Annotated in this window: 22 protein-coding genes; 13 read left to right on the top strand and 9 right to left on the bottom strand. The window is 65.6% G+C overall.

What is annotated here, in order from left to right; translation table 11 throughout:
• The first annotated feature begins 190 nt into the window (after positions 1-190).
• Positions 191-718 (top strand): molybdenum cofactor biosynthesis protein B, encoded by a 528-nt coding sequence (moaB, locus tag ABDV78_RS07800; RefSeq protein ID WP_343526808.1) that lies wholly within the window; start codon positions 191-193, stop codon positions 716-718.
• Positions 719-722: 4 nt separating this feature from the next.
• Here the strand turns inward: moaB and ABDV78_RS07805 are convergent, their stop codons facing one another.
• A complete protein-coding gene (locus ABDV78_RS07805) occupies positions 723-1,055 on the bottom strand; it encodes a VOC family protein (protein ID WP_343526809.1) in 333 nt (110 codons plus the stop codon).
• A 116-nt stretch (positions 1,056-1,171) separates the two neighbouring features.
• On the opposite strand from ABDV78_RS07805, the gene ABDV78_RS07810 reads away from it, so the two are divergent.
• Positions 1,172-2,239, top strand: coding sequence for a PA0069 family radical SAM protein (locus ABDV78_RS07810; RefSeq protein ID WP_343526810.1), 1,068 nt, complete (start codon positions 1,172-1,174; stop codon positions 2,237-2,239).
• Positions 2,240-2,287: 48 nt separating this feature from the next.
• On the top strand, positions 2,288-2,422 hold the full coding sequence (locus ABDV78_RS07815) for a hypothetical protein (RefSeq protein ID WP_343526811.1): 135 nt from the start codon (positions 2,288-2,290) through the stop codon (positions 2,420-2,422).
• A 47-nt stretch (positions 2,423-2,469) separates the two neighbouring features.
• On the opposite strand, the gene dnaE is transcribed toward ABDV78_RS07815, so the two are convergent.
• Positions 2,470-5,958, bottom strand: coding sequence for a DNA polymerase III subunit alpha (gene dnaE, locus ABDV78_RS07820; protein WP_343526812.1), 3,489 nt, complete (start codon positions 5,956-5,958; stop codon positions 2,470-2,472).
• Between the two features lie 101 nt (positions 5,959-6,059).
• Here dnaE and ABDV78_RS07825 point away from each other — a divergent pair, with 101 nt between their 5' ends.
• Positions 6,060-6,629 (top strand): DUF308 domain-containing protein, encoded by a 570-nt coding sequence (locus ABDV78_RS07825; protein WP_343526813.1) that lies wholly within the window; start codon positions 6,060-6,062, stop codon positions 6,627-6,629.
• 65 nt (positions 6,630-6,694) lie between these two features.
• On the opposite strand, the gene ABDV78_RS07830 is transcribed toward ABDV78_RS07825, so the two are convergent.
• The 5 genes from ABDV78_RS07830 to ABDV78_RS07850 all read right to left on the bottom strand — a co-directional run bounded on the left by ABDV78_RS07830 (position 6,695) and on the right by ABDV78_RS07850 (position 12,785).
• Positions 6,695-7,174, bottom strand: a complete 480-nt coding sequence (locus ABDV78_RS07830; RefSeq protein ID WP_343526814.1) for a glutathione peroxidase — start codon at positions 7,172-7,174, stop codon at positions 6,695-6,697.
• Positions 7,171-7,764 (bottom strand): GNAT family protein, encoded by a 594-nt coding sequence (locus ABDV78_RS07835; RefSeq protein WP_343526815.1) that lies wholly within the window; start codon positions 7,762-7,764, stop codon positions 7,171-7,173. Before ABDV78_RS07835 ends, ABDV78_RS07830 begins: the two co-directional genes overlap by 4 nt.
• On the bottom strand, positions 7,761-8,459 hold the full coding sequence (locus ABDV78_RS07840) for an ABC transporter ATP-binding protein (RefSeq protein WP_343526901.1): 699 nt from the start codon (positions 8,457-8,459) through the stop codon (positions 7,761-7,763). The genes ABDV78_RS07835 and ABDV78_RS07840 overlap by 4 nt, the downstream gene beginning before the upstream one ends.
• Positions 8,460-8,472: 13 nt before the next feature.
• Positions 8,473-9,723 (bottom strand): lipoprotein-releasing ABC transporter permease subunit, encoded by a 1,251-nt coding sequence (locus ABDV78_RS07845; protein WP_343526816.1) that lies wholly within the window; start codon positions 9,721-9,723, stop codon positions 8,473-8,475.
• 575 nt (positions 9,724-10,298) lie between these two features.
• Positions 10,299-12,785: a TonB-dependent receptor gene (locus tag ABDV78_RS07850; RefSeq protein WP_343526817.1), complete on the bottom strand. Its 2,487-nt coding sequence runs from the start codon at positions 12,783-12,785 to the stop codon at positions 10,299-10,301.
• A gap of 262 nt (positions 12,786-13,047) precedes the next feature.
• Here ABDV78_RS07850 and ABDV78_RS07855 point away from each other — a divergent pair, with 262 nt between their 5' ends.
• Complete coding sequence (locus tag ABDV78_RS07855) at positions 13,048-13,527, top strand: Hsp20 family protein (RefSeq protein WP_343526818.1); 480 nt, start codon at positions 13,048-13,050, stop codon at positions 13,525-13,527.
• A gap of 255 nt (positions 13,528-13,782) precedes the next feature.
• On the opposite strand, the gene ABDV78_RS07860 is transcribed toward ABDV78_RS07855, so the two are convergent.
• Positions 13,783-15,432 (bottom strand): CTP synthase, encoded by a 1,650-nt coding sequence (locus tag ABDV78_RS07860; protein ID WP_343526819.1) that lies wholly within the window; start codon positions 15,430-15,432, stop codon positions 13,783-13,785.
• A gap of 109 nt (positions 15,433-15,541) precedes the next feature.
• Complete coding sequence (gene secG / locus ABDV78_RS07865; protein WP_343526820.1) at positions 15,542-15,913, bottom strand: preprotein translocase subunit SecG; 372 nt, start codon at positions 15,911-15,913, stop codon at positions 15,542-15,544.
• 278 nt (positions 15,914-16,191) lie between these two features.
• Between secG and ABDV78_RS07870 the strand changes: the two genes are divergently transcribed.
• From ABDV78_RS07870 to eda, 8 genes are all read left to right on the top strand, one after another.
• The gene (locus ABDV78_RS07870; RefSeq protein WP_343526821.1) at positions 16,192-16,524 is read left to right on the top strand and encodes a MarR family transcriptional regulator; all 333 of its coding nucleotides are present in this window, start codon (positions 16,192-16,194) and stop codon (positions 16,522-16,524) included.
• Positions 16,448-16,834 carry an SH3 domain-containing protein gene (locus tag ABDV78_RS07875; protein WP_343526822.1) on the top strand — a complete coding sequence of 129 codons (387 nt, stop codon included), beginning with the start codon at positions 16,448-16,450 and terminating at the stop codon, positions 16,832-16,834. Before ABDV78_RS07870 ends, ABDV78_RS07875 begins: the two co-directional genes overlap by 77 nt.
• Positions 16,831-17,757, top strand: a complete 927-nt coding sequence (gene argC / locus ABDV78_RS07880) for an N-acetyl-gamma-glutamyl-phosphate reductase (protein ID WP_343526823.1) — start codon at positions 16,831-16,833, stop codon at positions 17,755-17,757. The genes ABDV78_RS07875 and argC overlap by 4 nt, the downstream gene beginning before the upstream one ends.
• 9 nt (positions 17,758-17,766) lie before the next feature.
• The gene (gene zwf, locus ABDV78_RS07885; RefSeq protein ID WP_343526824.1) at positions 17,767-19,230 is read left to right on the top strand and encodes a glucose-6-phosphate dehydrogenase; all 1,464 of its coding nucleotides are present in this window, start codon (positions 17,767-17,769) and stop codon (positions 19,228-19,230) included.
• A 100-nt stretch (positions 19,231-19,330) separates the two neighbouring features.
• Positions 19,331-20,041 carry a 6-phosphogluconolactonase gene (pgl, locus tag ABDV78_RS07890; protein ID WP_343526825.1) on the top strand — a complete coding sequence of 237 codons (711 nt, stop codon included), beginning with the start codon at positions 19,331-19,333 and terminating at the stop codon, positions 20,039-20,041.
• On the top strand, positions 20,038-21,855 hold the full coding sequence (gene edd / locus ABDV78_RS07895) for a phosphogluconate dehydratase (RefSeq protein ID WP_343526826.1): 1,818 nt from the start codon (positions 20,038-20,040) through the stop codon (positions 21,853-21,855). The genes pgl and edd overlap by 4 nt, the downstream gene beginning before the upstream one ends.
• Before the next feature lie 20 nt (positions 21,856-21,875).
• Positions 21,876-22,841, top strand: coding sequence for a glucokinase (gene glk, locus ABDV78_RS07900; protein ID WP_343526827.1), 966 nt, complete (start codon positions 21,876-21,878; stop codon positions 22,839-22,841).
• On the top strand, positions 22,838-23,443 hold the full coding sequence (gene eda / locus ABDV78_RS07905; RefSeq protein WP_343526828.1) for a bifunctional 4-hydroxy-2-oxoglutarate aldolase/2-dehydro-3-deoxy-phosphogluconate aldolase: 606 nt from the start codon (positions 22,838-22,840) through the stop codon (positions 23,441-23,443). The genes glk and eda overlap by 4 nt, the downstream gene beginning before the upstream one ends.
• Positions 23,444-23,472 lie beyond the last annotated feature (29 nt).

Consider the following 23,472-nt stretch of genomic DNA (forward strand, 5'->3'; position numbering starts at 1 on the left):
CTGCCCCTGCCTGGCGTTCAACGATGCTCAGGCCGGACCGCCATCGGGGTCATAGCTGGACGTCGGAACGGGCTCGGCATCCCCATTCCCGGCCGCCGTTCATCCCGAGCGACGTCGAAGCGCCCTCCCCATCGCGCCCCGCCCGCCTTGCCAAGCGTTCAGCCTCCAACCATTCAGAGCGAAAGCCATCATGCCCATCGACACGAGCCGCACTTTCCTGCCCGTCCGTATCGCGGTGCTCACCGTCTCCGACACTCGGTCACTGGCCGAGGATCGATCGGGCGACACGCTGGTCGGCCTGTTGAGCGAGGCCGGACATGAACTGGCCGACCGAACCATCCTGCGCGACGATGCCGACCATATCGTGGCACAGCTTCACCGCTGGATCGATGACGACAGCATCGACTGCATCCTGATCACCGGCGGAACCGGCGTGACCGGGCGTGACGTCACGCCCGAAGCGGTCGAGCGGGTCGCGACCAAGATGATCCCCGGCTTCGGCGAGCTGTTCCGCTGGCTCAGCTTCCAGACGATCGGCACCTCGACGATCCAGTCACGCGCCTGCGCCTGCGTGGCACGCGGGACCTATATCTTCGCGCTGCCCGGATCGACCGGCGCGATGAAGGATGGTTGGAACGGCATATTGCGCGACCAGCTCGACAGCCGTCACCGCCCCTGCAACTTCGTGGAACTGATGCCGCGCCTGCTTGAGCGCTGATCGATCAGTCGGGCTGCATCGCCGCGAGTTCGTGCCCGTCCACATCGCGGAAGTGAAAGCGTCGCCCGCCGGGAAAGGCGAAGGCGGGGACGCTGATCGTGCCGCCCGCTTTCTCGACCGCCGCCTGCGCCGCTTCGAGATCCGCGACCCGGATCACCGGCAGGGGCGCCTTCACCCGATCGGATGCGGCGTCCACGCCGATATCGGTGTCTCCGCTCGTCGTTGCGGCATAGTCCGGCCCGAAGTCCATGAAGTCCCATCCGAACGCCTCGGCATAGAAGCGCTTCGCCGCCGCCCGGTCCGCGACCGGCAGTTCGAGATAGTCGAGACGCGCCATACAGCCCCTTTGTTCACTTTACGTTCCAATGACTATCGCGCCGTTTACGCCCTTGCAAGCCCGATATCGGTGATCCCGCCCTTGCCTTTTTGTTCTTTATATGTTCCGATTTGGGAATGCAGAAGACGACGGGAAGAGGTGCCACCCAGAATGCGACCAGCAAGCGCTTCAACCTGCCCGAACGCGAGGCGGATGGGGATTGGCTCGACGCGCGCTCGCTGATCGATGGCGAACCGCCGCGACTGGCGACCATCGTCACCCCGCTCAAGCCGAAGACGATCATCACCCGCAACACTTCCCCCGACCTGCCGTTCAGCCAATCGATCAACGGATATGTCGGCTGCGAGCATGGCTGCATCTATTGTTTCGCACGGCCCACCCATGCCTATCACGACCTGTCGCCCGGCTTGGATTTCGAGAGCCGGTTGTTCGTCAAGCCGAACGCCGCCGAACTGCTTCGCGCCGAACTGGCCAAGCCGGGATACCGGGTTTCGACCATCGCGCTGGGCACCAACACCGATCCCTATCAGCCGATCGAGCAAAGGTGGCGGATCACCCGCCGGATATTGGAGGTTCTGGCCGAAACCGGCCATCCGGTCGCCATCACCACCAAGTCGGACCGGGTGGTGCACGACATCGATATTCTGGGGGCCATGGCGGCACGCGGCCTGGCGACGGTCTGCGTCTCGGTGACGTCGCTCGATCCGCAGATCGCCCGTACGGTCGAGCCCCGCGCGCCGACGCCCGCACGTCGGCTGGCGGCCATCGCGACGCTGGCGGCGGCGGGGATACCGACCTATGTCTCGATCGCGCCGGTCATCCCCGCGATCACCGACCATGAGATCGAGCATCTCGTCGCCCGCGCTGCGGAGGCAGGGGCACGGCACGCCTTCTTCATTCCCGTCCGCCTGCCGCACGAGGTCGCGCCACTGTTCCGCGCCTGGCTGGACGCGCATTTCCCCGACCGGGCGGCCAAGGTCATGGCGATCATCCAGTCCCTGCGCGGCGGACGCGACAATGATCCGGGCTTCTTCTCACGGATGCGGGGGCAAGGGCCATGGGCCGAGTTGCTGCGGGTCCGCTTCCACCGCGCCTGCCGGTTGCACGGGCTCAATCTCGACCGGCCAAAGCTCGACACCGGTCAGTTTCGTCCGCCCACCGGCCCGCAAGGCGAGCTGTTCTGAGGATCGCTCCGGTTCTTCAAGGCGTTATGGCCGTGAAGGAGAGACCATATGATCACCGATCCCGAACCGACGCCGCCCAACCAGGTGCCGAATGAGGACGAGGCCGATCGCTCGGGCGGCGGCTATGGCAATCACGGCGACGCGAAGGAGGATGAACAAGGCCAGCGCGAAAAAGGCAGCTGACGGTACGCCCCCGGCATGAGTGGCAGACTCGTACCGGGGAGCGAAGACTACCCCACCAACGCCAGTCGGGCTTCGGACGATTTCATCGCCACGGCCTTCACGCCGGGCAGGTCCTCGATATGGCTGGCGAGTTCCGCGTCGAGCAGGAAATTCCGCCCGAGTGAGAGCAGCGTATCCCCATCCGGCCCCGCGATCCTTGCACGGACCTCGCCCCGGCCGTTGCGCAGCGGGTCAAGCATCGCGTGGAGCGCGCGAAACGCCGACTTGTCCGTCACCGTCACCTCGACGACGAATTTGGCGGTGCTGGCCAACCCGTCAAAGGGCTGGACCCGCTTGATGCTGACACGCGGCGCTTCCTCGCCCGGACGGCGGTCGAGTTCGACGGTGATGAGCGCGCAATCGCCCTCCTTGGCCGCCTTTTCCAGATCGGCCGCGACCGAATCGTCGAAACAGGTCGCGAGGAACTGGCCCGTCGCATCGGAGAGCTGTGCCATCATATAGCGCTTGCCGCGCGCCGATGTCCGCCAGCGCGCATCCTCCACCAAAGCGGCCATGGTCGAACCGATCCGCGCGCCGTCATCGGGAATGACGAGTTCGGTCAGCGAGGTATAGGTCCGCGCGCCATGCATCTTGGCGATATGCGCATGACGGTCCACCGGATGCGCCGAGAAATAGAAGCCGAACGCCTCCTTCTCCTGCTCCATCCGCTGCGACAGCGTCCAGCGAACGCCGGAAGGCAGCTTGATCGCATCGCCCGCGACCTCGGTTTCGCCGAACAGGCCGCCCTGTCCGCTGGTCCGCCCTTCATGGGTGCGGGCCGCGATGGCCAGGATCGTTTCGGCGACCGCATGGACGCCTGCGCGATTGGACTCGATCGCGTCGAACGCCCCCGCCGACGCCAGCGTTTCCAACTGGCGCTTGTTCATGAGGCGCGGATCGACCCGCTTGGCAAGCGCATCGAGCGAGGCGAAGGGCCCGCCCGCCTGCCGCTCCAGGACCAGCTTTTCCATCGCGCCCTCGCCCACCGACTTGAGCGCGCCGAGCGCATAGCGGACGCCCAGGCCATCCTCATGCGGCTCGACATCGAACTCGGCCTGGCTGGCGTTGATGCAGGGCGGCAGCATCGTCACGCCCATGCGCCGCGCATCGTCGACGAAGATCGCGAGCTTGTCGGTCAGCGCCATGTCGTAGCACATCGACGCGGCATAGAATTCGTGCGGATGATGCGCCTTCAGCCACGCCGTCTGATAGGCGAGCAACGCATAAGCGGCCGCGTGGCTCTTGTTGAAGCCATACCCTGCGAACTTGTCGATCAAGTCGAACAGCTCGTTGGCCTTTTGCGACGGGATGCCGTTCACCTCCTGGCAGCCCTTGACGAAGATGGCGCGCTGCGCGTCCATCTCCGCCTTCACCTTCTTGCCCATCGCGCGGCGGAGAAGATCCGCGCCGCCCAGCGAATAGCCCGCCAGGATCTGGGCGGCCTGCATCACCTGTTCCTGATAGACGAAGATGCCATAGGTCTCGGACAATATCTGTTCGAGCAGCGGATGCGGGTAGATGATCTCCTCGGTCCCCTGCTTGCGGCGGCCGAAGCTGGGGATATTGTCCATCGGACCCGGGCGGTAGAGCGACACGAGCGCGATGATGTCGCCGAAATTGGTCGGCCGCACGGCGGACAGGGTGCGCCGCATGCCCTCCGATTCCAACTGGAACACGCCGACCGTGTCGCCCTTCTGCAACAGGGCATAGGTGGCCTCATCGTCCCAGGCGAGCGCGCCGAGGTCGACCTCCACCCCGCGCTTGGCCAGCAACTGCACCGCCTTTTGCAGCACCGACAGCGTCTTCAGGCCAAGAAAGTCGAACTTGACCAGCCCCGCGCCCTCGACGAACTTCATGTCGAACTGCGTGACCGGCATGTCCGAACGCGGATCGCGGTAGAGCGGTACGAGCTGCGCCAGCGGCCGGTCGCCGATAACCACACCCGCGGCGTGGGTAGACGAGTGGCGCGGCAGCCCCTCCAGCTTGGTCGCCAGGTCGAGCAGGCGGCGGACCTGGTTGTCGTTGGCATATTCCTTCGCCAACTCGGGCACGCCGTTCAGCGCGCGCTTCAGGTCCCAAGGATCGGTCGGGTGGTTGGGCACCAGCTTGGCGAGGCGATCGACCTGGCCATAGCTCATCTGGAGCACGCGGCCGGTGTCCTTGAGCACCGCGCGCGCCTTCAGCTTACCGAAGGTGATGATCTGCGCTACCTGGTCGCGACCATATTTTTCCTGAACGTAGCGGATGACCTCGCCACGCCGGGTTTCGCAGAAGTCTATGTCGAAGTCGGGCATCGACACGCGTTCCGGGTTCAGGAAGCGCTCGAACAGCAGGCCCAGCTTCAGGGGATCGAGGTCGGTGATGGTCAGCGCCCAGGCGACCACCGATCCCGCGCCCGAACCACGGCCCGGACCGACCGGAATGTCATGATCCTTGGCCCATTTGATGAAGTCGGCGACGATCAGGAAATAACCGGGGAAGCCCATCTGGATGATGATGTCGACCTCGAACCTCAGGCGTTCGTGATAGGCCTCGCGCCAACCGGGTTCGCCCTCGCCCTCCAGCTCGGCGATCCGGTCGAGCCGCGCCTCCAGGCCGGCGGTCGCGTCGCGGCGGAGCATCGCCGCCTCCCCCTCGCGGTCGCCCGCCAGGCTGGGAAGGATGGGCTTGCGCCAGGGGGCCATCACCGCGCAGCGCTGCGCCACGACCAGCGTATTGTCGATCGCCTCCGGCAGGTCGGCGAAGAGCTGCTTCATGACCTCGGCGGGCTTGAGCCAGGCCTCGGGCGAGCTTTTGGGGCGATCGTCCATTTCGACATAGGTCGAATTGGCGATGCACAGCATGGCGTCATGGGCGTCGCGAAAACCGCTATCGGCGAAGCAGCACGGGTTGGTCGCGACCAGCGGCAGGTCGCGGTCATAGGCCAGGTCGATCAGGTCCTGCTCGGCCGCGATCTCGACGGGATCGTCACGGCGGGCGAGTTCGACATAGAGCCGGTCGCCAAAAATGGCCTGAAGCCGGTCGGCATAGCGCCTGGCCCGGTCCGGCTGACCCTCGGCGAACAGGCGGGCCATGCCACCCTCCCCGCCCGCCGTCAGCGCGATCAGGCCACTGCTGAACCGCTCCAGCGTGTCGAAGCCGACATGCGCGGCCAGTTCGATCGGGCGATCGAGATGCGCCGCCGACACGAGCGCGCACAGATTATCATACCCGGTCTTGTCCTGCGCATAGAGCGCCACCCAGTCGACCACCGGCGCGACGTTATCAGGCATGTCGGGCCGCGCGACGCCCAGCATCGTGCCGATGATCGGCTGCACCCCCGCCTTCTTCGCCGCGTCGGAAAAGGCCATGGCGGCATAGAGGCCGTTGCGGTCGGTCAACCCGGCGGCGGGGAACGCGTTCGCCTTGGCCTGGGCCGCGATCGCCTTGGGATCGATCGCGCCGTCGAGCATCGTGAAGGAGGAGAAGATGCGGAGCGGCACATATCCAGAATGCATCCCCGACCCTTAGGCCAAGCCGCATGATTCGGCCAGCATGGAACCCCTTGAAAGACGAACCGTTACGGCAACAGAAGGATCAATCCAGATCAAGGTGGAAGATGATGACCGACACCGACCGTTCCTTTGCCAGTGCTTTGCGCCCCGGGGCGGGCTGGGGCTGGATATTGGCCTATGGCGTGCTGTCGGCCCTGATCGGGATTGCGGCCTTCCTGTTCCCGGTGCCCGCCACGCTGGCCGCGACTTTGGTGATCGGGGCGTTCTTCATCGCCGCCGGGCTCGTGTCGATCGGCGCGGGCATCTTCGGCAAGGGGCATGAGGGGCGTGGCTACGCGATCGGCTTCGGCATCCTTTCGCTGATCATCGGGCTGATCATGGCGTTCGAGCCCGCGACCGGCGCGATCTCGCTCACCTTGCTGGTGGCCGTGTGGCTGGCCTTGCGCGGTGCGCTGGAGATCGGACTGGGTGTACGGATGCGGCGGCGGCGCGGCTGGATGATCGCGCTGGGCGTGCTGAACATCATCCTGGCGCTGTTCGTGCTTGCAACGTTGCCGTGGAGCGCGATGACATTGCCCGGCTATATCCTGGGGATCAGCTTCCTGTTCGGCGGCATCACCTCGATCGCCTCAGCGCTGGATCACAAGAAGGGGGCGAGCGCTTTCGCGCTTTGACCCCTTGGCTGATGGGGGGGACGATCTCATTCCCCCCTCAGTCCAGGCTGAACCAAGGCTCGGGTTTAAAGGAGCCCCTCGATATCCTTGGCCAGTTCCTCCGGCTTGGTCGTGGGGGCGTAGCGGCCAACCACCCGCCCATCGCGGTCCACCAGGAACTTGGTGAAGTTCCACTTGATCGCCTTGGTCCCCAGCACACCCGGCGCCTCGGCCTTCAGCCACTGGAACAACGGGTCGGCCCCATCGCCATTGACCTCGACCTTCGCCATCACAGGGAAGGTCACGTCATAGGTCAGCGAGCAGAAATTGGCGATCTCCGCCGCATCGCCCGGTTCCTGCGCGCCGAACTGGTTGCAGGGAAAGCCGATCACGGTCAGCCCCTGCCCCTCATACCGACGATACAGTGCCTCCAGCCCCTCATATTGCGGGGTGAAACCGCATTTCGAGGCGGTGTTGACGATCAGCAGCACACGTCCCGCATAGGCCGCCATGTCGACCGAGGTGCCGTCCGCCGCCGTGACGGAGAAATCCGCGATCCCGCTCATCCATGCTTCCCCAACAGATAATCCAGGTTCGCCCGAACCCCCGGCCATTCGCGATCGATGATCGAATAGACGATGCTGTCGCGGATACGCCCGTCGGCCATCACCTGGTGGCCGCGCAACACGCCGTCCCTTTTCGCGCCCAGCCGCTCGATCGCCGCCTGGCTGCGCCTGTTGAGCGAGTCGGTGCGAATCTGCACCACCTGCGCCTCCATCACCTCAAAAGCATGGGTCAGCAGCATCCGCTTCGCCTCGGTATTCACGCCGGTCCGCTGGACGCGGGGGGCGTAGAAGGTACCGCCGATCTCCAGTCGCCGATGCTGGGGCGCCATGCGCATATAGCGGGTCGTGCCGACCACCGCGCCATCCGGCGTCTCGACCGTGAAGAGCAGCGCGCGGCCAACATCCCGCTCCTTGAGCGCCACCGCCAGCCAGCGCTCGGGTATCTTCATCATGGAGACATTGGCGTAGAAGATGTTCCAGAGATCGCCCTCCCGCGCGACCTCTACCAATGCCGGCAGATCCGCCTCGACGAAGGGCCGAAGCGTGACGTGGCGACCGGTCAGTGTCGGCGTCTCGGTCCAGACGCTCATTGCAGGCGTCCTTCATGCAGACGCACCACCCGGTCCATCTTCAGCGCCAGCCGCTCATTATGAGTCGCCACCAGTGCGGCCGAGCCCTCGCCACGCACCAGTCGCAGGAATTCGGCCAGCACGACCTCGGACGTGTGTTCGTCCAGATTGCCGGTCGGCTCGTCCGCCAGCACCAGCGGCGGCTGGTTGGCGAGCGCGCGGGCGACCGCCACGCGCTGCTGCTCGCCGCCCGATAGCTGGCTCGGCCGATGGGTCAGCCGATGGCCCAGGCCCAGCGCGGTCAGCAATCCCCTGGCGCGTGCATCGGCGGCGGCGGGCAGCTTGCCCTGCACCAGTTGCGGGAGGACGACATTCTCGATCGCGTTGAAGTCGGGCAGCAGATGGTGAAACTGATAGACGAAGCCCAGATAGTCGCGCCGCGCGATGGTGCGGCCATGCGAGTCGAGTTTGGACACCTCCTCGCCAGCGATACGGATCGATCCCGAAAAGCCCCCCTCCAATAGCCCCACCGCCTGCAACAGCGTCGACTTGCCGGAGCCTGACGGGCCGAGCAGCGCGACGATCTCGCCCGGCGCGACCGCCAGGTCCACACCGCGCAGCACCTCGATCGTCTGGTCGCCCTGGGTGAAGCTGCGCGAAAGTCCGCGCGTCTCCAGTACCGGCTCGGCGGCGCGGGGCTCGATCGCGGTTCCCATGCGGATGATCGGATCATTCATAGCGCAGCACCTGAACCGGGTCCGTGCTCGCCGCCTTCCAGGCGGGGTAGAGCGTGGCGAGGAAGGAAAAGACGAGCGCCATGGATGCGATCACGATGACCTCGACCGGATCGGTCTTGGACGGCAATTCGGTCAGATAACGGATCGACGGATCCCAGAGGTTCTGGCCCGTCACGAACTGTACGAAGTTCACCACCCCCTGCCGATAGAAGAGGAAGATCGCGCCCAGCGCCAGACCCGCGACCGTGCCCAGCGCGCCGATCGTCGTGCCGACGGTCATGAAAATCCGCATCAATCCCCCGCGGGTCGCGCCCATCGTCCGCAGGATCGCGATATCGCGCGTCTTGGCGCGGACCAGCATGATCAGCGACGACAGGATGTTGAACACCGCGACCAGGATGATGATCGACAGCACCGTGAACATCGCCACCCGCTCGACCGCCAGCGCCTCGAACAACTGCGCGTTCATCGTCCGCCAGTCGGCGATCACCGCCCGGCCGCCCAACGTGTCGGCAAGCGGCGCCAGGATCTGACCCACCCGGTCCGCATCGACGGTCTGGATTTCGACCATGCCGACCGTGTCACCCATCAGGAGCAGCGTCTGCGCATCCTCGATCGGCATGATGATATAGGCCTTGTCATAGTCATACACCCCGATCTCGAAGATCGCGCCGACCGTATAGCTGACGATGCGCGGCACGGTGCCGAAGGGGGTGGTCTGTCCCTGGGGGCTGATCAGCGAAATCTGCGAGCCTACGCTCGCGCCCAGCGCCTCGGCCAGGCGGCTGCCGATCGCGATCCGGCCGCTGCCGGGCGTGACGCTGTCGAGATTGCCCATGACGATCTTGGAACGAATGGCCGAGTTGTTGCGGATGTCTGACACGCGCATGCCGCGCACCAGCACCGCCTCGACCCGGCCGTTATAGCTGGACATCAGCGGCTGTTCGATCATCGGCACCGCGCTGGTCACGCCCGGCGTGGCCTTCGCATCGCGCACGATGTCGCGCCAGTCGGGCAGGCGACCGCCCACCCCCTGCACCACCGCATGACCGTTCAGCCCGACGATCTTGTCGAACAGTTCGGCGCGAAAGCCGTTCATCACGCTCATGACGATGACGAGCGCGGCGACGCCCAGCATGACCGCGACCAGACTGATCGAGGCGACGAGGAAGATGAACGCCTCCCCCTTGCCCGGCAGCAGATAGCGCCGGGCGATCATCCGTTCATAACGAGACAGGATCATTGCGGTTCGTTCGATCCTAGAAAGGGAAAACTAGAAGACCCAGCGGCTGTACGAGCGGCGCCGGGTGCTGGCAATGCCGCGCCCGATGCGGGCGGGTAAACCGGCGACTCCCCGGATTGTTGCAAGCCAGCCACACAAACCCGCCAATCGTAGCGCGGATGCCGCAAGAGGGATGACAAGCCGCCCTGCCGTAACGTACCACAATCCCACTGAGACACAGGCAGCAACGGCCGTGGTTCGGGGATTGCTCCAACGCTCACCCAAAGAGGTTGATGCGGGAGCGGGAAAAGGGGGCTGACGAGCGATCGTCACGCAGGCGCCCGGATCGGAAACGGTCCGGGCGTTTGTCATTCAGCCCCTTCCGCGCGTCCCCCCATTGAAAAGCCGCCGGAACCGGCGGGAAACGGGGAGCTTCCAAACTCCGTATCCCAGATGCCGGCCCGGCGCCCGTTACGGGAGCTTCGCTATACCAGATCAAGATGAACCGAATGTGGACGAATGATCGATTCGTCTGAGGAAACCACGTTCCCCCTCCACCGGGCTGATGCACGGGTAGAGGGGGCGACCATATTCGATCAGAAGGATTTGGAAATCGTGAATCCATAAGTGCGGGGATCACCCGGCTGCCCCACGATCAATCCGGTCGAGCCCGACTGGGTCGCCAGCAACTCGTAATAATCCTGATCGAACAGGTTCCGCACCCAGACAAAGGCGTTCAGATTGCCGGGCGCCTTGAACCCGGCACGCAGGTTCGACAGGCTGTAGCCATCGATGTCGGTGTAGGCGGATCGTGAGGGGTTGGCCGAGAATTTCGACCGATAGCTGCCGTCATACCCCAGGTAGAATTGCCCATCGACCCCCGCCACCGTCGCGGGCAGGTCATATTCCGCGCCATAGGAAAAGGCCCAGCGCGAGACGCCCGGCAGCCACTGTCCCGAAATGTCGCAATAGGGAAGCGAGTTGCCCGGCATCCCCGCCGCCGCCGGCGTGCCGACGATCTGGCCGTTCACGACCGGCAGTGCGGTTCCGCCCGACAATTCCGGCGGACAGGGCGCGTTGGTGAAGCGAGTGTAGCGCGCATCGGTGAAGGCCGCATTGGCATAGACGTTGAACCGCTGGGTCGGCCGGAAGGCCGAGTCGATCTCCACGCCCCGCGTGCGCACCCGACCCGCATTGGCGAGATAGCCGCGCAGGACGTTGACCTGAAGGTTGTTCACCGTGGCCTGATAATCCTCGATCTCGGTCCAGAAACCGGCGATGTTCACCGTCGCGCGGCGGTCGGCGAACTGGGTCTTCAGGCCCAGTTCGAAGTGATTGACCTTTTCGGGACGGACGGTCTGCGTCGCGAGGATCGGATTGTTCTGCCCGTCGAGCGGCAGGCCCGACAGGTTGATGCCCCCCGACTTATAGCTGCGGGCATAGGTCGCATAATAATGGATATCGGGGCTGAAATCATAGGCGATGGTCAGATCGCCCGACAGGTTCCAGTTGGTGAAGGACGGCGTGTAGTTTTGCGGTGCCAGAACGCCGCGCTGGTCATTGGTCAGGTTGCTCGAACCGGCGCCGTTGGTGACCGTCGAGACATAGGAGCCGTCCTTCCGGTCATAATTGAGCCGCAACCCCGGCGATACCGACAGGCGATCGTCGACATGCCAGGTCAGCTTGCCGAACAGCGCCGCCGAGGTGTTGGTGAAGCCGATCGTGTTCCGGGACGTCAGGCCGTTCAGCACCGCCGGATTGCACGCATTGGTGGTGGCCGTCGCGCAACCATTGGCAAGAAATGGCAGCGGGCCAGGGTTGAGCAGGAAACGGCTCGCCGCCGGGCCCTGCACCTGCAACCCTTGCGTGTCGATCGACTGCCAGAAGTAAAAGGCGCCCAGCACATAATCGAGCGTCCGCTTGCCGTTGGAGGCGATGCGGATTTCCTGCGTCACCTGGCTCTGCTGCGACGGATTGGCGGAGACGGTGGTGATCGGCAGGCCGATGAAATCGCGGTCGTTGGACGGATCCCAATGCCAGAAGCGCCAGGCCGACACGCTGGTCAGCGTCGCCGACCCGACGTCCCAGCTGGCGACCAGCGACAAGCCGCCCAATTCCTGCTTGGCGCGCAGATCGGTATCCACATCGGTCAGCCGGTCGAAGGCGTTGGTCGAGGGCACGCTATAGCCCTGGGCCGCGGCCAGGGCCGCATATTGCCGGGTCACCGGCCGCTGCGTCGCACCCACCCGCGCATAATATTGGACGCAGCAATTGGGGTTCTGCCGCGCATAATCGCCCGACAGGGTCAGGTCGAGCGTCGGTGTCGCATGCCACAGGAACTGGCTGCGCAGCGACAGATTGTCCTGGCTGTTCTGCCATTCCTGCTGGCGTGTGTTCCAGATCGTGCCGCGCCGCGTGGTGATCGAGGTCGACAGCCGTACCGCGACCTTGTCATCGACCAGCGGCCCCGACACCGACGCCTTGCCCTGGAAGAAGTCGTAGTTCCCCGCGCTCAGTTCGACCCGCGCCTCGGGCGTGAAGCTGGGCGGGCGGGTGATGATGTTGATCGCGCCGGCCGTGGTGTTCTTGCCATAGAGCGTGCCCTGCGGCCCGCGCAGCACCTCGATCCGCTCGGTATCGGTGAAGTCGAACGTCGCCGAGGCGATGCGGCTGTAATAGACTTGGTCGACATAGATGCCGACGCCCTGCTCGATCCCGTCATTGGTCAGGCCGAAGGGCGCGCCCAGGCCACGGATATTGGCGGCCGAATTGCGCGGATTGGTCGAATAGAATTGCAGTGTCGGCTGGATCTGGGTCAGCCTGTTGACATTATAGGTGCCCGTCTCCGCCAGCGCGGTGCCGCCGATCACCGACATGGCGATGGGAACCGACTGGATCGTCTCGGCCCGGCGGCGCGCGGTGACGACGACATCCCCGCCGCTCTGCTGCGCCGTGCCCAGCCGTCCTTCGGCACGGCCGGCTTCGGCGGCCGGGGCCTGCGCGGCGGGCGTCTCCTGCGGATCGGCGGTGGCTGGTGCCGCCGCCGCTTGCGTCGCCAGGATCAGCGCGAGAGTGAAGGACATGGAAGCTCCCCTTTTGGTTTTCATCCCCATTCACACATCAATTTACTGGGCATTCAAGCCACGGGTGGCTTGGGGAGTGCGAAGATTTGCTTTTCGATCCTTTTCGGCTCTTGAAGCGAATTTTCTTTGAGCCATATTGGTTCGCGTGCGGTGCCGATCATCGGGCCGCACGATCATTCGGGCCGCACGATCATTCGGGATCGTGTCCACGCAGGAGCGACCCGAAGATCCGGTTCAATTCGCTTCTGATGGAGGTTTTGACATGCGTATCGACCTGACTCCGTATCGCCGTTCGACCATCGGCTTCGACCGGCTGTTCGATCTGCTGGAGGCCAATTCGCGCGGCGCTTCGGCGGAAAACTATCCCCCCTTCAACCTCGAACGCCTGGCCGAGGACCGTTACCGCATCACCCTGGCGGTGGCCGGTTTCGCCCGTGACGAGATCGAGATCACCGCGCAGCAGAACATGCTGCTCGTCACCGGCAAGAAGGATGACAAGGCGAACTCGCCCAACTTCCTGCATGTCGGGATCGCCAATCGCTCGTTCGAGCGGCGCTTCGAACTGGCGGACTTCGTGTTCGTCGAGGATGCACGCCTGAACGATGGCCTGCTCGTCATCGACCTCGTCCGCGAGGTGCCCGAGGCGATGAAGCCCAAGACGATCGCGATCAAGACGGGCCAGCCGCTCGCCGCCGTGGAGCATAACGCCGATGACAAGGCCGACGAGGCCAAGGCGGCGTAACAGGCTCGACGTCTTTCCCTCCCTGAAGACGTCGCGGGGCGTCCGGGCCGATGGGTCCGGGCGCCTTTTGTTTTCCAGGTCGTATCGGATTTCGTCTTATTCCTCCCCTGAAAGGGGGAGGAATAACAGCGGGACAGCCGCAACCCTGTGGTTCGTTGCGGTCAGCACCCGCCCCCATTCAAATCGAACGGACGGCGGGTTCGCGCTCCCAATGGCGAAAAACCCCGCCTCCATCCTCTGGAGGCGGGGCGATCATCACACCAGCCGGCTCTGCTTGACCGCCGCTTCGATGAAGCTGGCGAAAAGCGGGTGCGGGTCGAAGGGCTTGGACTTGAGTTCGGGGTGGAACTGCACGCCGACGAACCAGGGATGGTCCGGCCGCTCGACGATCTCGGGCAGCGTGCCGTCGGGCGACATGCCGCTGAACACCAGGCCACCCTTCTCCAGCGCGTCCTTATAGGCGGTGTTCACCTCATAGCGGTGCCGATGCCGCTCGGAGATATCCTCGCTGCCATAGATCGAGGCCACCACGCTGTTGCCCGCCAGCTTGGCGTCATAGGCGCCGAGCCGCATCGTGCCGCCCAGATCGCCGCTCGTCTCGCGCTTTTCGAGACCGTCCCGGCCCATCCATTCGGTGATCAGGCCGACCACCGGCTCCGAGGTCGGACCGAATTCGGTCGAAGAGGCATCGGCGATCCCCGCCAGATGTCGCGCGCCCTCGACACAGGCCATCTGCATCCCGAAGCAGATGCCGAAATAGGGCACGCGCCGCTCACGGGCGAAGCGAACCGCCTCGATCTTGCCCTGCGCGCCACGCTCGCCGAACGCGCCGGGGACCAGGATGGCGTGGCAGGGTTCGAGCTGCTGCGCGATCTCGCTCTCATCGCCCTCGAACAGTTCGGCGTCGATCCAGCGGATATGGACCTTCACCTTGTTGGCGATGCCGCCATGGACCAATGCTTCGTTGAGCGACTTGTAGGCGTCCTGCAGGCCGACATATTTGCCGACCACGCCGATCGTGACTTCGCCTTCCGGGTTGACCAGACGGTCCACGATCTCGGTCCAGCGCGACAGGTCGGGCGCCCCCTGCGGCTCGATGCCAAAGGCGCGCAGCACCTCCGAATCGAGGCCCTCGGCATGATATTGCAGCGGCACGGCATAGATGCTCTTGGCATCCAGCGCCGGAATGACCGCGGACGGCGGCACGTTGCAGAACAGGCCGATCTTGGCCCGATCCGATGCGGGCAGCGGATGTTCGCAACGGCAGACCAGCACGTCGGGCGAGACGCCCAGCGCCGCGATCTCACGCACCGAATGCTGGGTCGGCTTGGTCTTCAGCTCGCCCGCCGCCGCGATGTACGGAACCAGCGTGACGTGGATGCTGATCGACTGGCCACGGCCCAGCTCGTTCTTGAGCTGGCGGATCGCCTCGATGAAGGGCAGCGATTCGATATCGCCGACGGTCCCGCCGATCTCGCAGAGGACGAAGTCCAGTTCCTCGCCATTCTCGTCGATCGTATCGGCGCGCGCGAAGGCCTTGATCGCGTCGGTGACGTGCGGGATCACCTGCACCGTCGCGCCCAGATAGTCGCCGCGCCGCTCGCGCTCGATGATCGTCTTGTAGATGCGCCCCGAGGTGACGTTGTCCGACTGACGCGAGGCGACGCCGGTGAAACGCTCATAATGCCCGAGGTCGAGATCGGTCTCGGCCCCATCGTCGGTGACATAGACCTCACCATGCTGATACGGGCTCATCGTGCCCGGATCGACGTTCAGGTAAGGATCGAACTTGCGGATGCGCACGCGATAACCGCGTGCCTGCAAAAGAGCCGCAAGAGAGGCCGCCATGAGGCCCTTGCCGAGCGACGAAACCACGCCGCCGGTGATGAAGATATACCGCGCCATGGGAAGAATCGCCTAGCTTGGATGGGGTGGATACGACAACAGCAAAGATGCGCGCCGCCGACGATTTGCGGCGGCACGAGGGCCTGAGCTGCGATGAAAGCCCGGTTTTTTAGCGGGCGAGCGGTACCGCCGAATTGTCGGCGGGCTGAGTCGCCGGTGCAGCGGCATTGGCCGCAGGGACCGGAGCAGGCGCAGGCTGGGTGACCGGCGCCTGAGTCGCGGGCGTCCGGGCCAGCGAGGTGTCGATGGCCGGCGCGCCGCGCGTTGCGGCCAGGACCGCCAGCAGGATCGAGAAGCCGACGAAAGCCGTCGCCAGCACCGCCGTCGCACGGCTGAGGAAATCGGCCGCGCCCCGCGCCGACATCAGGCCCGCCGGGCTGCCCCCCATGCCCAGACCGCCGCCCTCCGACTTCTGCATGAGGATCACCACGACCAGAAGGGCGGCGATGATGGCGTGGATGACGAGCAGGAAGACGAACATGAGGCGCGTGTGATCCCGATATAGGGGGTGCGAAAGCGCGCACATAGGCGAGGCGGAGGATGGGATCAACCATGTCCGGCGTTCCACCCGCTCATCCCCAGGCGGTGCGCGGCGAGGATCGGATGCCGCCAAGTTGTTCACTCTGGCGGAACATCAGTGGAAACCACCGTCGTTCAAGGGCGTTATGACTACGAAACAACGCCCGGCAACGCCCGGCTCAGCCATTGGAATCGCCACCCGTGTCCAATCCACACGACCCGCAGTCGCTGTTCGCCTGGATGAGCGCCCTTGTCGATTATGTCCGGTCGGGGGAACCCGATCTGACCAATCGGCAGATGGCGTTGCTGCTCGTCGTCTATCTGCGCCCCGGCCCGCATACGGTACGCGGTTTGGCGCGCGCCTTGAACGTCTCGAAACCTGTTGTTACCCGCGCCTTGAATAGACTGGGAACGCTGGGCTATCTGCGCCGCCAACGCGACGATAGCGACAAGCGCAACATCTTTGTCGCCAGGACACCTGAAGGGGCGGACTTTCTTGAAGAATTCGGACATTTCATCGGCGCTGGCAACGCCCCAGGCCAACGATCCGGCCTCCAGCACGCCAGCGCGTAAGAGCTTTTCGCTGCAGGGTCGCCGCGTCGCGCTCGACCCGCGCACCCATGCGGTCCGTGCCGATCTGGCCGATGTCCGGCTCGCCGAATATGTGTTCGCGCCGCACTATGCCGCCCCTTTGCTTTACATCACTAAAGCTCCCGTCACCTTGCGCGAAGGCCGCGGGTCTGACAGCACGGTTCTTGCCGAGCTGACGTCGGGCGAGACGTTCGAGGTACTGGAAATCGCGGGCGGTCATGCTTGGGGGATCGCGCCGCACATGGGCATGGTGGGCTATTGCGACGCCGACCGGCTGGAGCGGGTACAGTGACGAAGACGGTTTTCATCGACGGAGGCGCGGGCACGACCGGGCTGGAGATCGCCGACCGGCTGGCCGGTCGCCCCGACCTGTCGATCCTGACCCTGCCCGATGATCGCCGCAAGGACGCCTCCGCGAGGGCGGAGGCGATCAACGATGCCGATTTCGTCATCCTCTGCCTGCCCGACGATGCCGCACGCGAGGCCGTCTCGCTGATCGCCAATGACCGGACCCGCGTGGTCGATGCCTCGACCGCGCATCGCACGGCGCCCGGCTGGGTCTATGGCTTTGCCGAACTGGAGCCCGACCAGGCGGAGCGGATCGCGCAGGCGCGCTTCGTCTCCAACCCCGGCTGCTACCCCACCGGCTTCCTCGCGCTTGTCCGGCCGCTGGTGCGCGCCGGGATCGTCCCCGCCGACTGGCCGCTGTCGGTCAATGCCGCGTCGGGCTATTCGGGTGGCGGCAAGGCGATGATCGCCGAGTATGAAACCGCCACGAACCGCGCCTTCCGCCCCTATGGCCTGTCGCTCGCGCACAAGCATGCGCCCGAGATGCAGCGCCATTCGGGCCTGACCCACGCCCCGATCTTCGCCCCCGCCGTGGTCGACACCTATCGCGGCATGGTCGTCGAAGTGCCCCTGCCCCTTTACGCCCTGCCCGGCGCGCCGTCGCTGGAGGCGGTCGCGGAGGTGCTGGCTGGGGCCTATGCCGATGGCCGCGTCGTGACCTTCGCGCCCGGCGAGGTCGCGGCGGTGAATATCGAAGAAAATGCCGGCACCGACCGGATGACCTTGCGCCTGTGCGGGAATGCCGCCACGGGTCAGGCTCGACTGATCGCCACGCTCGACAATCTGGGCAAGGGTGCCGGGGGAGCGGCGGTGCAGAATCTGAACATCATGGCCGGCCTTGATCCGACCGCCGGCCTCGTCCTCTAAGGAGACGTCATGACGCGCAATCCCGTTGGCAAGGTGCTGCTTTTCGGCGCGACCGGCGACCTGTCGCAGCGTATGTTGCTGCCTTCGCTCTATAATCTTCATTCAGACGGTTTGCTGCCGGATGGGCTGACGATCACCGGCACCGCGCGTTCGGATCATGACGATGCCAGCTTCCGCACCTTTGCGGCCAAGGCGCTCGATACCTTCCTGCCCGATGACCGCAAGGATGCGGCCAATATCGACGGCTTCTTAAATCGATTGCAGTATCAGTCGCTTGACGCCTCCTCGACCGAAGGCTTCCCGGCGCTGGCGGAGAAGGTCGGCGACGTCTCCAACGGCCTCGCCATCTATCTGTCGACCGCGCCCAGCCTGTTCGAATCGACCATCAAGGGCCTCGAATCGGTCGGGCTGGCGGGCGAGACGGTCCGCATCGGCCTGGAAAAGCCGCTCGGCTACGACCTTGCTTCGTCCAGGGAGATCAACGACGCGGTGGCGTTCGGCTTCCCCGAGGAGCGCACCTTCCGCATCGACCATTATCTGGGCAAGGAGACGGTCCAGAACATCCTGGCGCTGCGGTTCGGCAATTTCTTCTTCGAGCCGATCTGGAACGCTAACGGCATCGACAATGTCCAGATCACTATCGCCGAGACGGTCGGGCTGGAGGATCGCGCGGGCTATTACGAAGGCGCCGGCGCGCTGCGCGACATGGTGCAGAACCATATCCTGCAACTCCTCGCGCTGATCGCGATGGAGCCGCCCGCCCGCTATGACGGCACCGCGATCCGGGACGAAAAGGCCAAGGTCTTCCGCTCGCTCCGCCTGATGACGCCGGAGGAAGTCCCCGCCAACACCGTCACCGGCCAATATGTCGACGGCGCGGTCGGCGGCAAGATCGTCGGCTCCTATGCCGACGAACTGGGCAAGCCGTCCAAGACCGAGACGTTCGTGGCGATCAAGGCGCATGTCGACAACTGGCGCTGGCAGGGCGTGCCCTTCTATCTGCGCACCGGCAAGCGCATGGCGACCCGCCGTTCGGAAATCGCGATCCAGTTCAAGCCGGTGCCGCATTCGATGTTCGCCGGTCGCGGCGGCATTCTGAAACCCAACCGGCTGATCATCCGCCTCCAGCCCGAGGAATATATCCAGGTGCTGGTGATGGCGAAGGAGCCGGGACTCGATCGCGAGGGGCTGCGCCTGCGCGAAGTGCCGCTGAACCTGTCGCTCGATGCGGAGTTCGCGGGCACCCGTCGCCGTATCGCCTATGAACGGCTGCTGCTCGACCTGATCGAGGGCGATCAGACCCTGTTCGTCCGCCGCGACGAGGTGGAGGCACAGTGGACCTGGATCGACGCGATCCGCGCCGGTTGGGACGCCGCCGACGTCAAGCCCAAAAGCTATCCCAGCGGCAGCTGGGGCCCGTCCGCCGCGATCGCGCTGACCGAACGCGACGGCGTGACCTGGCAGGACGACTGATCCACCCCATCCTCCCTGCGAGGATGGACGACATTGGCGCCCCCGTGGCCCGCCCGACCGGCGGGCCGCGCTCGCGCCCCGAATATCAGGACAGGATGACATGACCGACGAAATCGAATGGTGGGATTACGAGGACGCCGCCGAGATGGCGGGCGCCCTGGCCGGCGACATCCAGTTCATCATCGAAAGCGCAATCGAGGCACGCGGTGCGGCGGTGATCGCGCTGTCCGGCGGCAAGACGCCGATCCCGGTCTATGAGAAGCTGGCTCAGGCCAAGCTCGATTGGAAGCGCGTGACCATCGTCCCCGCCGACGAACGGATCGTGCCGCTGGGCGATCCGCTGTCCAACGTGACCATGATCGGCAAGATCTTCCTGCCCCGGGGCGCGCGGGTGATGCCGATCGTGCCGCAGGCGACCGAAGACTATAAGGCGGCGGGCCGCTCGGCCGATGCGCTGATGCAGGATCTGCACTGGCCGCTCGACCTCGTCCTGCTGGGCATGGGCGCCGACGGGCACACCGCATCGATCTTCCCCGGCCCGGACTATGACGAGGCGCTCAACGGGCCGAAGGAGCGCCGCGCGCTGGGCCTGATGCCCGATCCCCTGCCCCCCGAGGCGCCGGTCGCACGGGTGACGCTGAGCCGTGCGGGCATCGTGTCGGCACGCGCGATCATGATCGCAATTTCGGGCCCGGCCAAGAAGAAGGTCCTGGAGGACGCGATCAAGGAAGGCGCCTCCTCACCCTATCCGATCGGCCGCGTCCTGTCCGAGGTCGAACTGCCCATCGACATCCACTGGAGCGAACAATGAGCCTGAACGCCGCCGTCTCCGCCGTTACCGACCGGGTCATCGAGCGTTCGAAGCCGGGGCGTCAGGCCTATCTCGACCTGATCGCGCAAGAGGCCGAGATGGCGGTGCGCCGCCCCAATCTGGGCTGCGCCAATCTCGCCCATGCCTATGCGGGGACCGAGGAGGACCGCGACGCCATGAAGGCGGATCGCGGCATGAACATCGGCATCGTGTCGGCCTATAACGACATGCTGTCGGCGCACGCCGTCTATTACCGCTACCCCGAACTGATGAAGGTCTGGGCGCGCGAAGTGGGCGCGACCGCGCAGGTCGCGGGCGGCGTGCCCGCCATGTGCGATGGCGTGACGCAGGGCTATGCGGGCATGGAATTGTCGCTGTTCAGCCGCGACACCATCGCGCTCTCGACCGCCGTCGCGCTCAGCCACGGCACGTTCGAAGGCGCGGCGCTGCTCGGCATCTGCGACAAGATCGTGCCGGGCCTGCTGATGGGCGCGCTTCGCTTCGGGCATCTGCCGATGATCCTGGTCCCCGGCGGCCCGATGCCGACCGGCCTGCCCAACAAGCAGAAGGCCGCCGTCCGCGAAGCCTTTGCCGAGGGGAAGGCGGGGCGCGACGAGCTGCTCGACGCCGAGATCGCGGCCTATCATTCCAAGGGCACCTGCACTTTCTATGGTACCGCCAACACCAACCAGATGATGATGGAGGTGATGGGCCTGCACATGCCGGGCGCCGCCTTCGTCAATCCGGGCACCAAGCTGCGCCAGGAACTCAGCCGCGCCGCCGTGCACCGGCTGGCCAGGATCGGACAGCGGGGCGATGATTATCGCCCGCTGGGCCGGTGCGTCGATGAGAAGGCGATCGTCAACGCGGCGGTCGGCCTGCTGGCGACCGGCGGCTCGACCAATCACCTGATCCACCTGCCCGCCATCGCGCGCGCGGCGGGGATCATCATCGACTGGGAGGATATGGACCGCCTCTCGGCCGCCGTGCCGCTGATCGCACGCGTCTATCCCAATGGTTCGGCCGATGTGAACGGGTTCGAGGCGGCGGGCGGCATGCCCTATGTCATCCGCGAACTGCTGTCGGAGGGGCTGCTCCACCGCGACATCCTGACGGTGGCGGGCAAGGACCTGTCCGATTACGGCCAGACCGCCGTGATCGAGGACGACAGGCTGAACTGGAAGCCGGTCGGCGACAGCGGCGACGAGACCATCCTGCGTCCCGCCGCCGCGCCTTTCTCGCCCGATGGCGGGATGCGCATCCTGTCAGGCAATCTCGGCCGCGCCTGCATCAAGGTATCGGCGGTGGAGCGCGAACGCTGGATCATCGAAGCGCCCGCGCGCGTCTTCTCCGACCAGTCGGAAGTCCAGGCCGCGTTCAAGGCGGGCGAGCTGGAGCGTGACGTGGTCGTCGTGGTCCGCTTCCAGGGCCCCAAGGCGAACGGGATGCCCGAGCTTCACAAGCTGACCCCGCCGCTGGGTGTGTTGCAGAACCGGGGCTTCAAGGTCGCGCTCGTCACCGACGGCCGCATGTCGGGGGCGAGCGGCAAGGTGCCCTGCGCCATCCATCTCAGCCCCGAGGCGATCGGCGGTGGTGCGATCGGCCTGATCCGCGACGGTGATATCGTCCGTCTGGACGCGGTCGAGGGCACGCTGAACGCGATGGTCGATCCGGCGGAATGGGCCGCGCGCCAGCTGGCCGATACGCCCGCGCCGATCCAGGGCATGGGACGCGAACTGTTCGCGCTGTTCCGCCAGGCCGCCGACGAGGCCGAAAAGGGCGCATCGCCCATCCTCGCCGGCGCGGGCCTGTAATAGAAAAGGGGGAGAGGATCATGGAAATCGTCGCCGTCGATATCGGGGGCACGCATGCGCGCTTCGCGATCGCCGAGGTTGAGAATGGCCGCGTCGTCAAGCTGGGCGAGCCGTGCACGCAGAAGACCGCCGAGCACGCCTCGCTCCAGACCGCGTGGCAGGCGTTCGAGGCGCATATCGGCCGCCCGCTGCCCAAGGCGGCCTCGCTCGCCATCGCGTCGCCGATCACCGGCGACGTGATCCGCATGACCAATAATCCCTGGGTCATCCGTCCCTCGCTGATCCCCGAGCGACTGGGCGCGGACATCTATACGGTCATCAACGACTTCGGCGCGGTCGGCCATGCGGTCGCCCAGGTGCCGGAGGAGGATTTCCTCCACATCTGCGGCCCCGAGGAGCCGATACCCGCGCATGGCGTCATCACCGTATGCGGCCCCGGCACCGGCCTGGGCGTCGCCCAGGTGCTGATGACGCCGCAGCGTTACCATGTCATCGAAACCGAAGGCGGGCATATGGATTATGCGCCGCTCGACGGGATCGAGGATGCGATCCTCAAGCGTCTGCGCCGTACCTTTACCCGTGTGTCCTGCGAGCGGATCTGTTCGGGCCCGGGCATCATCGCCATCTATGAGACGCTCGCCTCGCTCGAAGGCCGTGCGGTGCCCAGCCGTGACGACCGCGAAATCTGGACCGAGGCGCTGGACGGCACGGACTCGATCGCCCTCGCCGCGCTCGACCGCTTCTGCCTGGCGCTGGGCGCGGTGGCGGGCGATTTCGCGCTGGCGCAGGGGGCCAAGACCGTCGTGATCGCAGGCGGCCTGGGCTTTCGGATCAAGGACAAGCTGTTGCGTTCGGGCTTCGACCAGCGCTTCGTCGCCAAGGGGCGCTTTCAGTCGCTGATGGCGCGCATTCCCGTCAAGCTCATCACCCATCCCCAGCCCGGCCTCTTCGGCGCGGCCGCGGCCTTCGCACAGGAGCATACATGACCGACATCGCCACCATCATGCGCACCAGCGCGGTCATCCCCGTGCTGGTGATCGACGACGCCGCCACCGCCAAGCCGCTGGCCGAGGCGCTGGTCGCAGGCGGCCTGAAAGTGCTGGAGGTGACGTTGCGCACCCCCGCCGCGCTGGAAGCCATGGCCGAAATGAAGAAGGTGCCGGGCGCGATCGTCGGCGCAGGCACCGTCGTCAACGAGCAGCAGCTTCGCGATGTGGCCGATGCGGGCGCAGAGTTTATCGTCTCGCCGGGCCTGACCGATCGCCTGGGCGCGGCGGTGATCGAAAGCGGCATCCCGTACCTGCCCGGTATCGCCAATGCGGGCGACATCATGCGCGGGCTCGATCTGGGGCTCACCCATTTCAAATTCTTCCCCGCCGAGACCAGCGGCGGACTGAAGGCGCTGAAGGCGCTCGCCGCGCCCTTCTATCAGGCGCGCTTCTGCCCGACCGGCGGCATCACCGAGGCGAGTGCGCCCGATTGGCTCGCCTTCGACCGCGTGCTGTGCGTCGGCGGCAGCTGGGTGACTGGCGGATCGATGGCCGATGTCGAGGCCAAGGCGCGGGCGGCTTCGGCCCTGCGGGGTTGATTATCCTCCTCCCTTGCAAGGGGAGGAGG

The sequence above is a fragment of the Sphingomonas sp. genome, assembly GCF_039594485.1.
Classification (GTDB): Bacteria; Pseudomonadota; Alphaproteobacteria; order Sphingomonadales; family Sphingomonadaceae; genus Sphingomonas.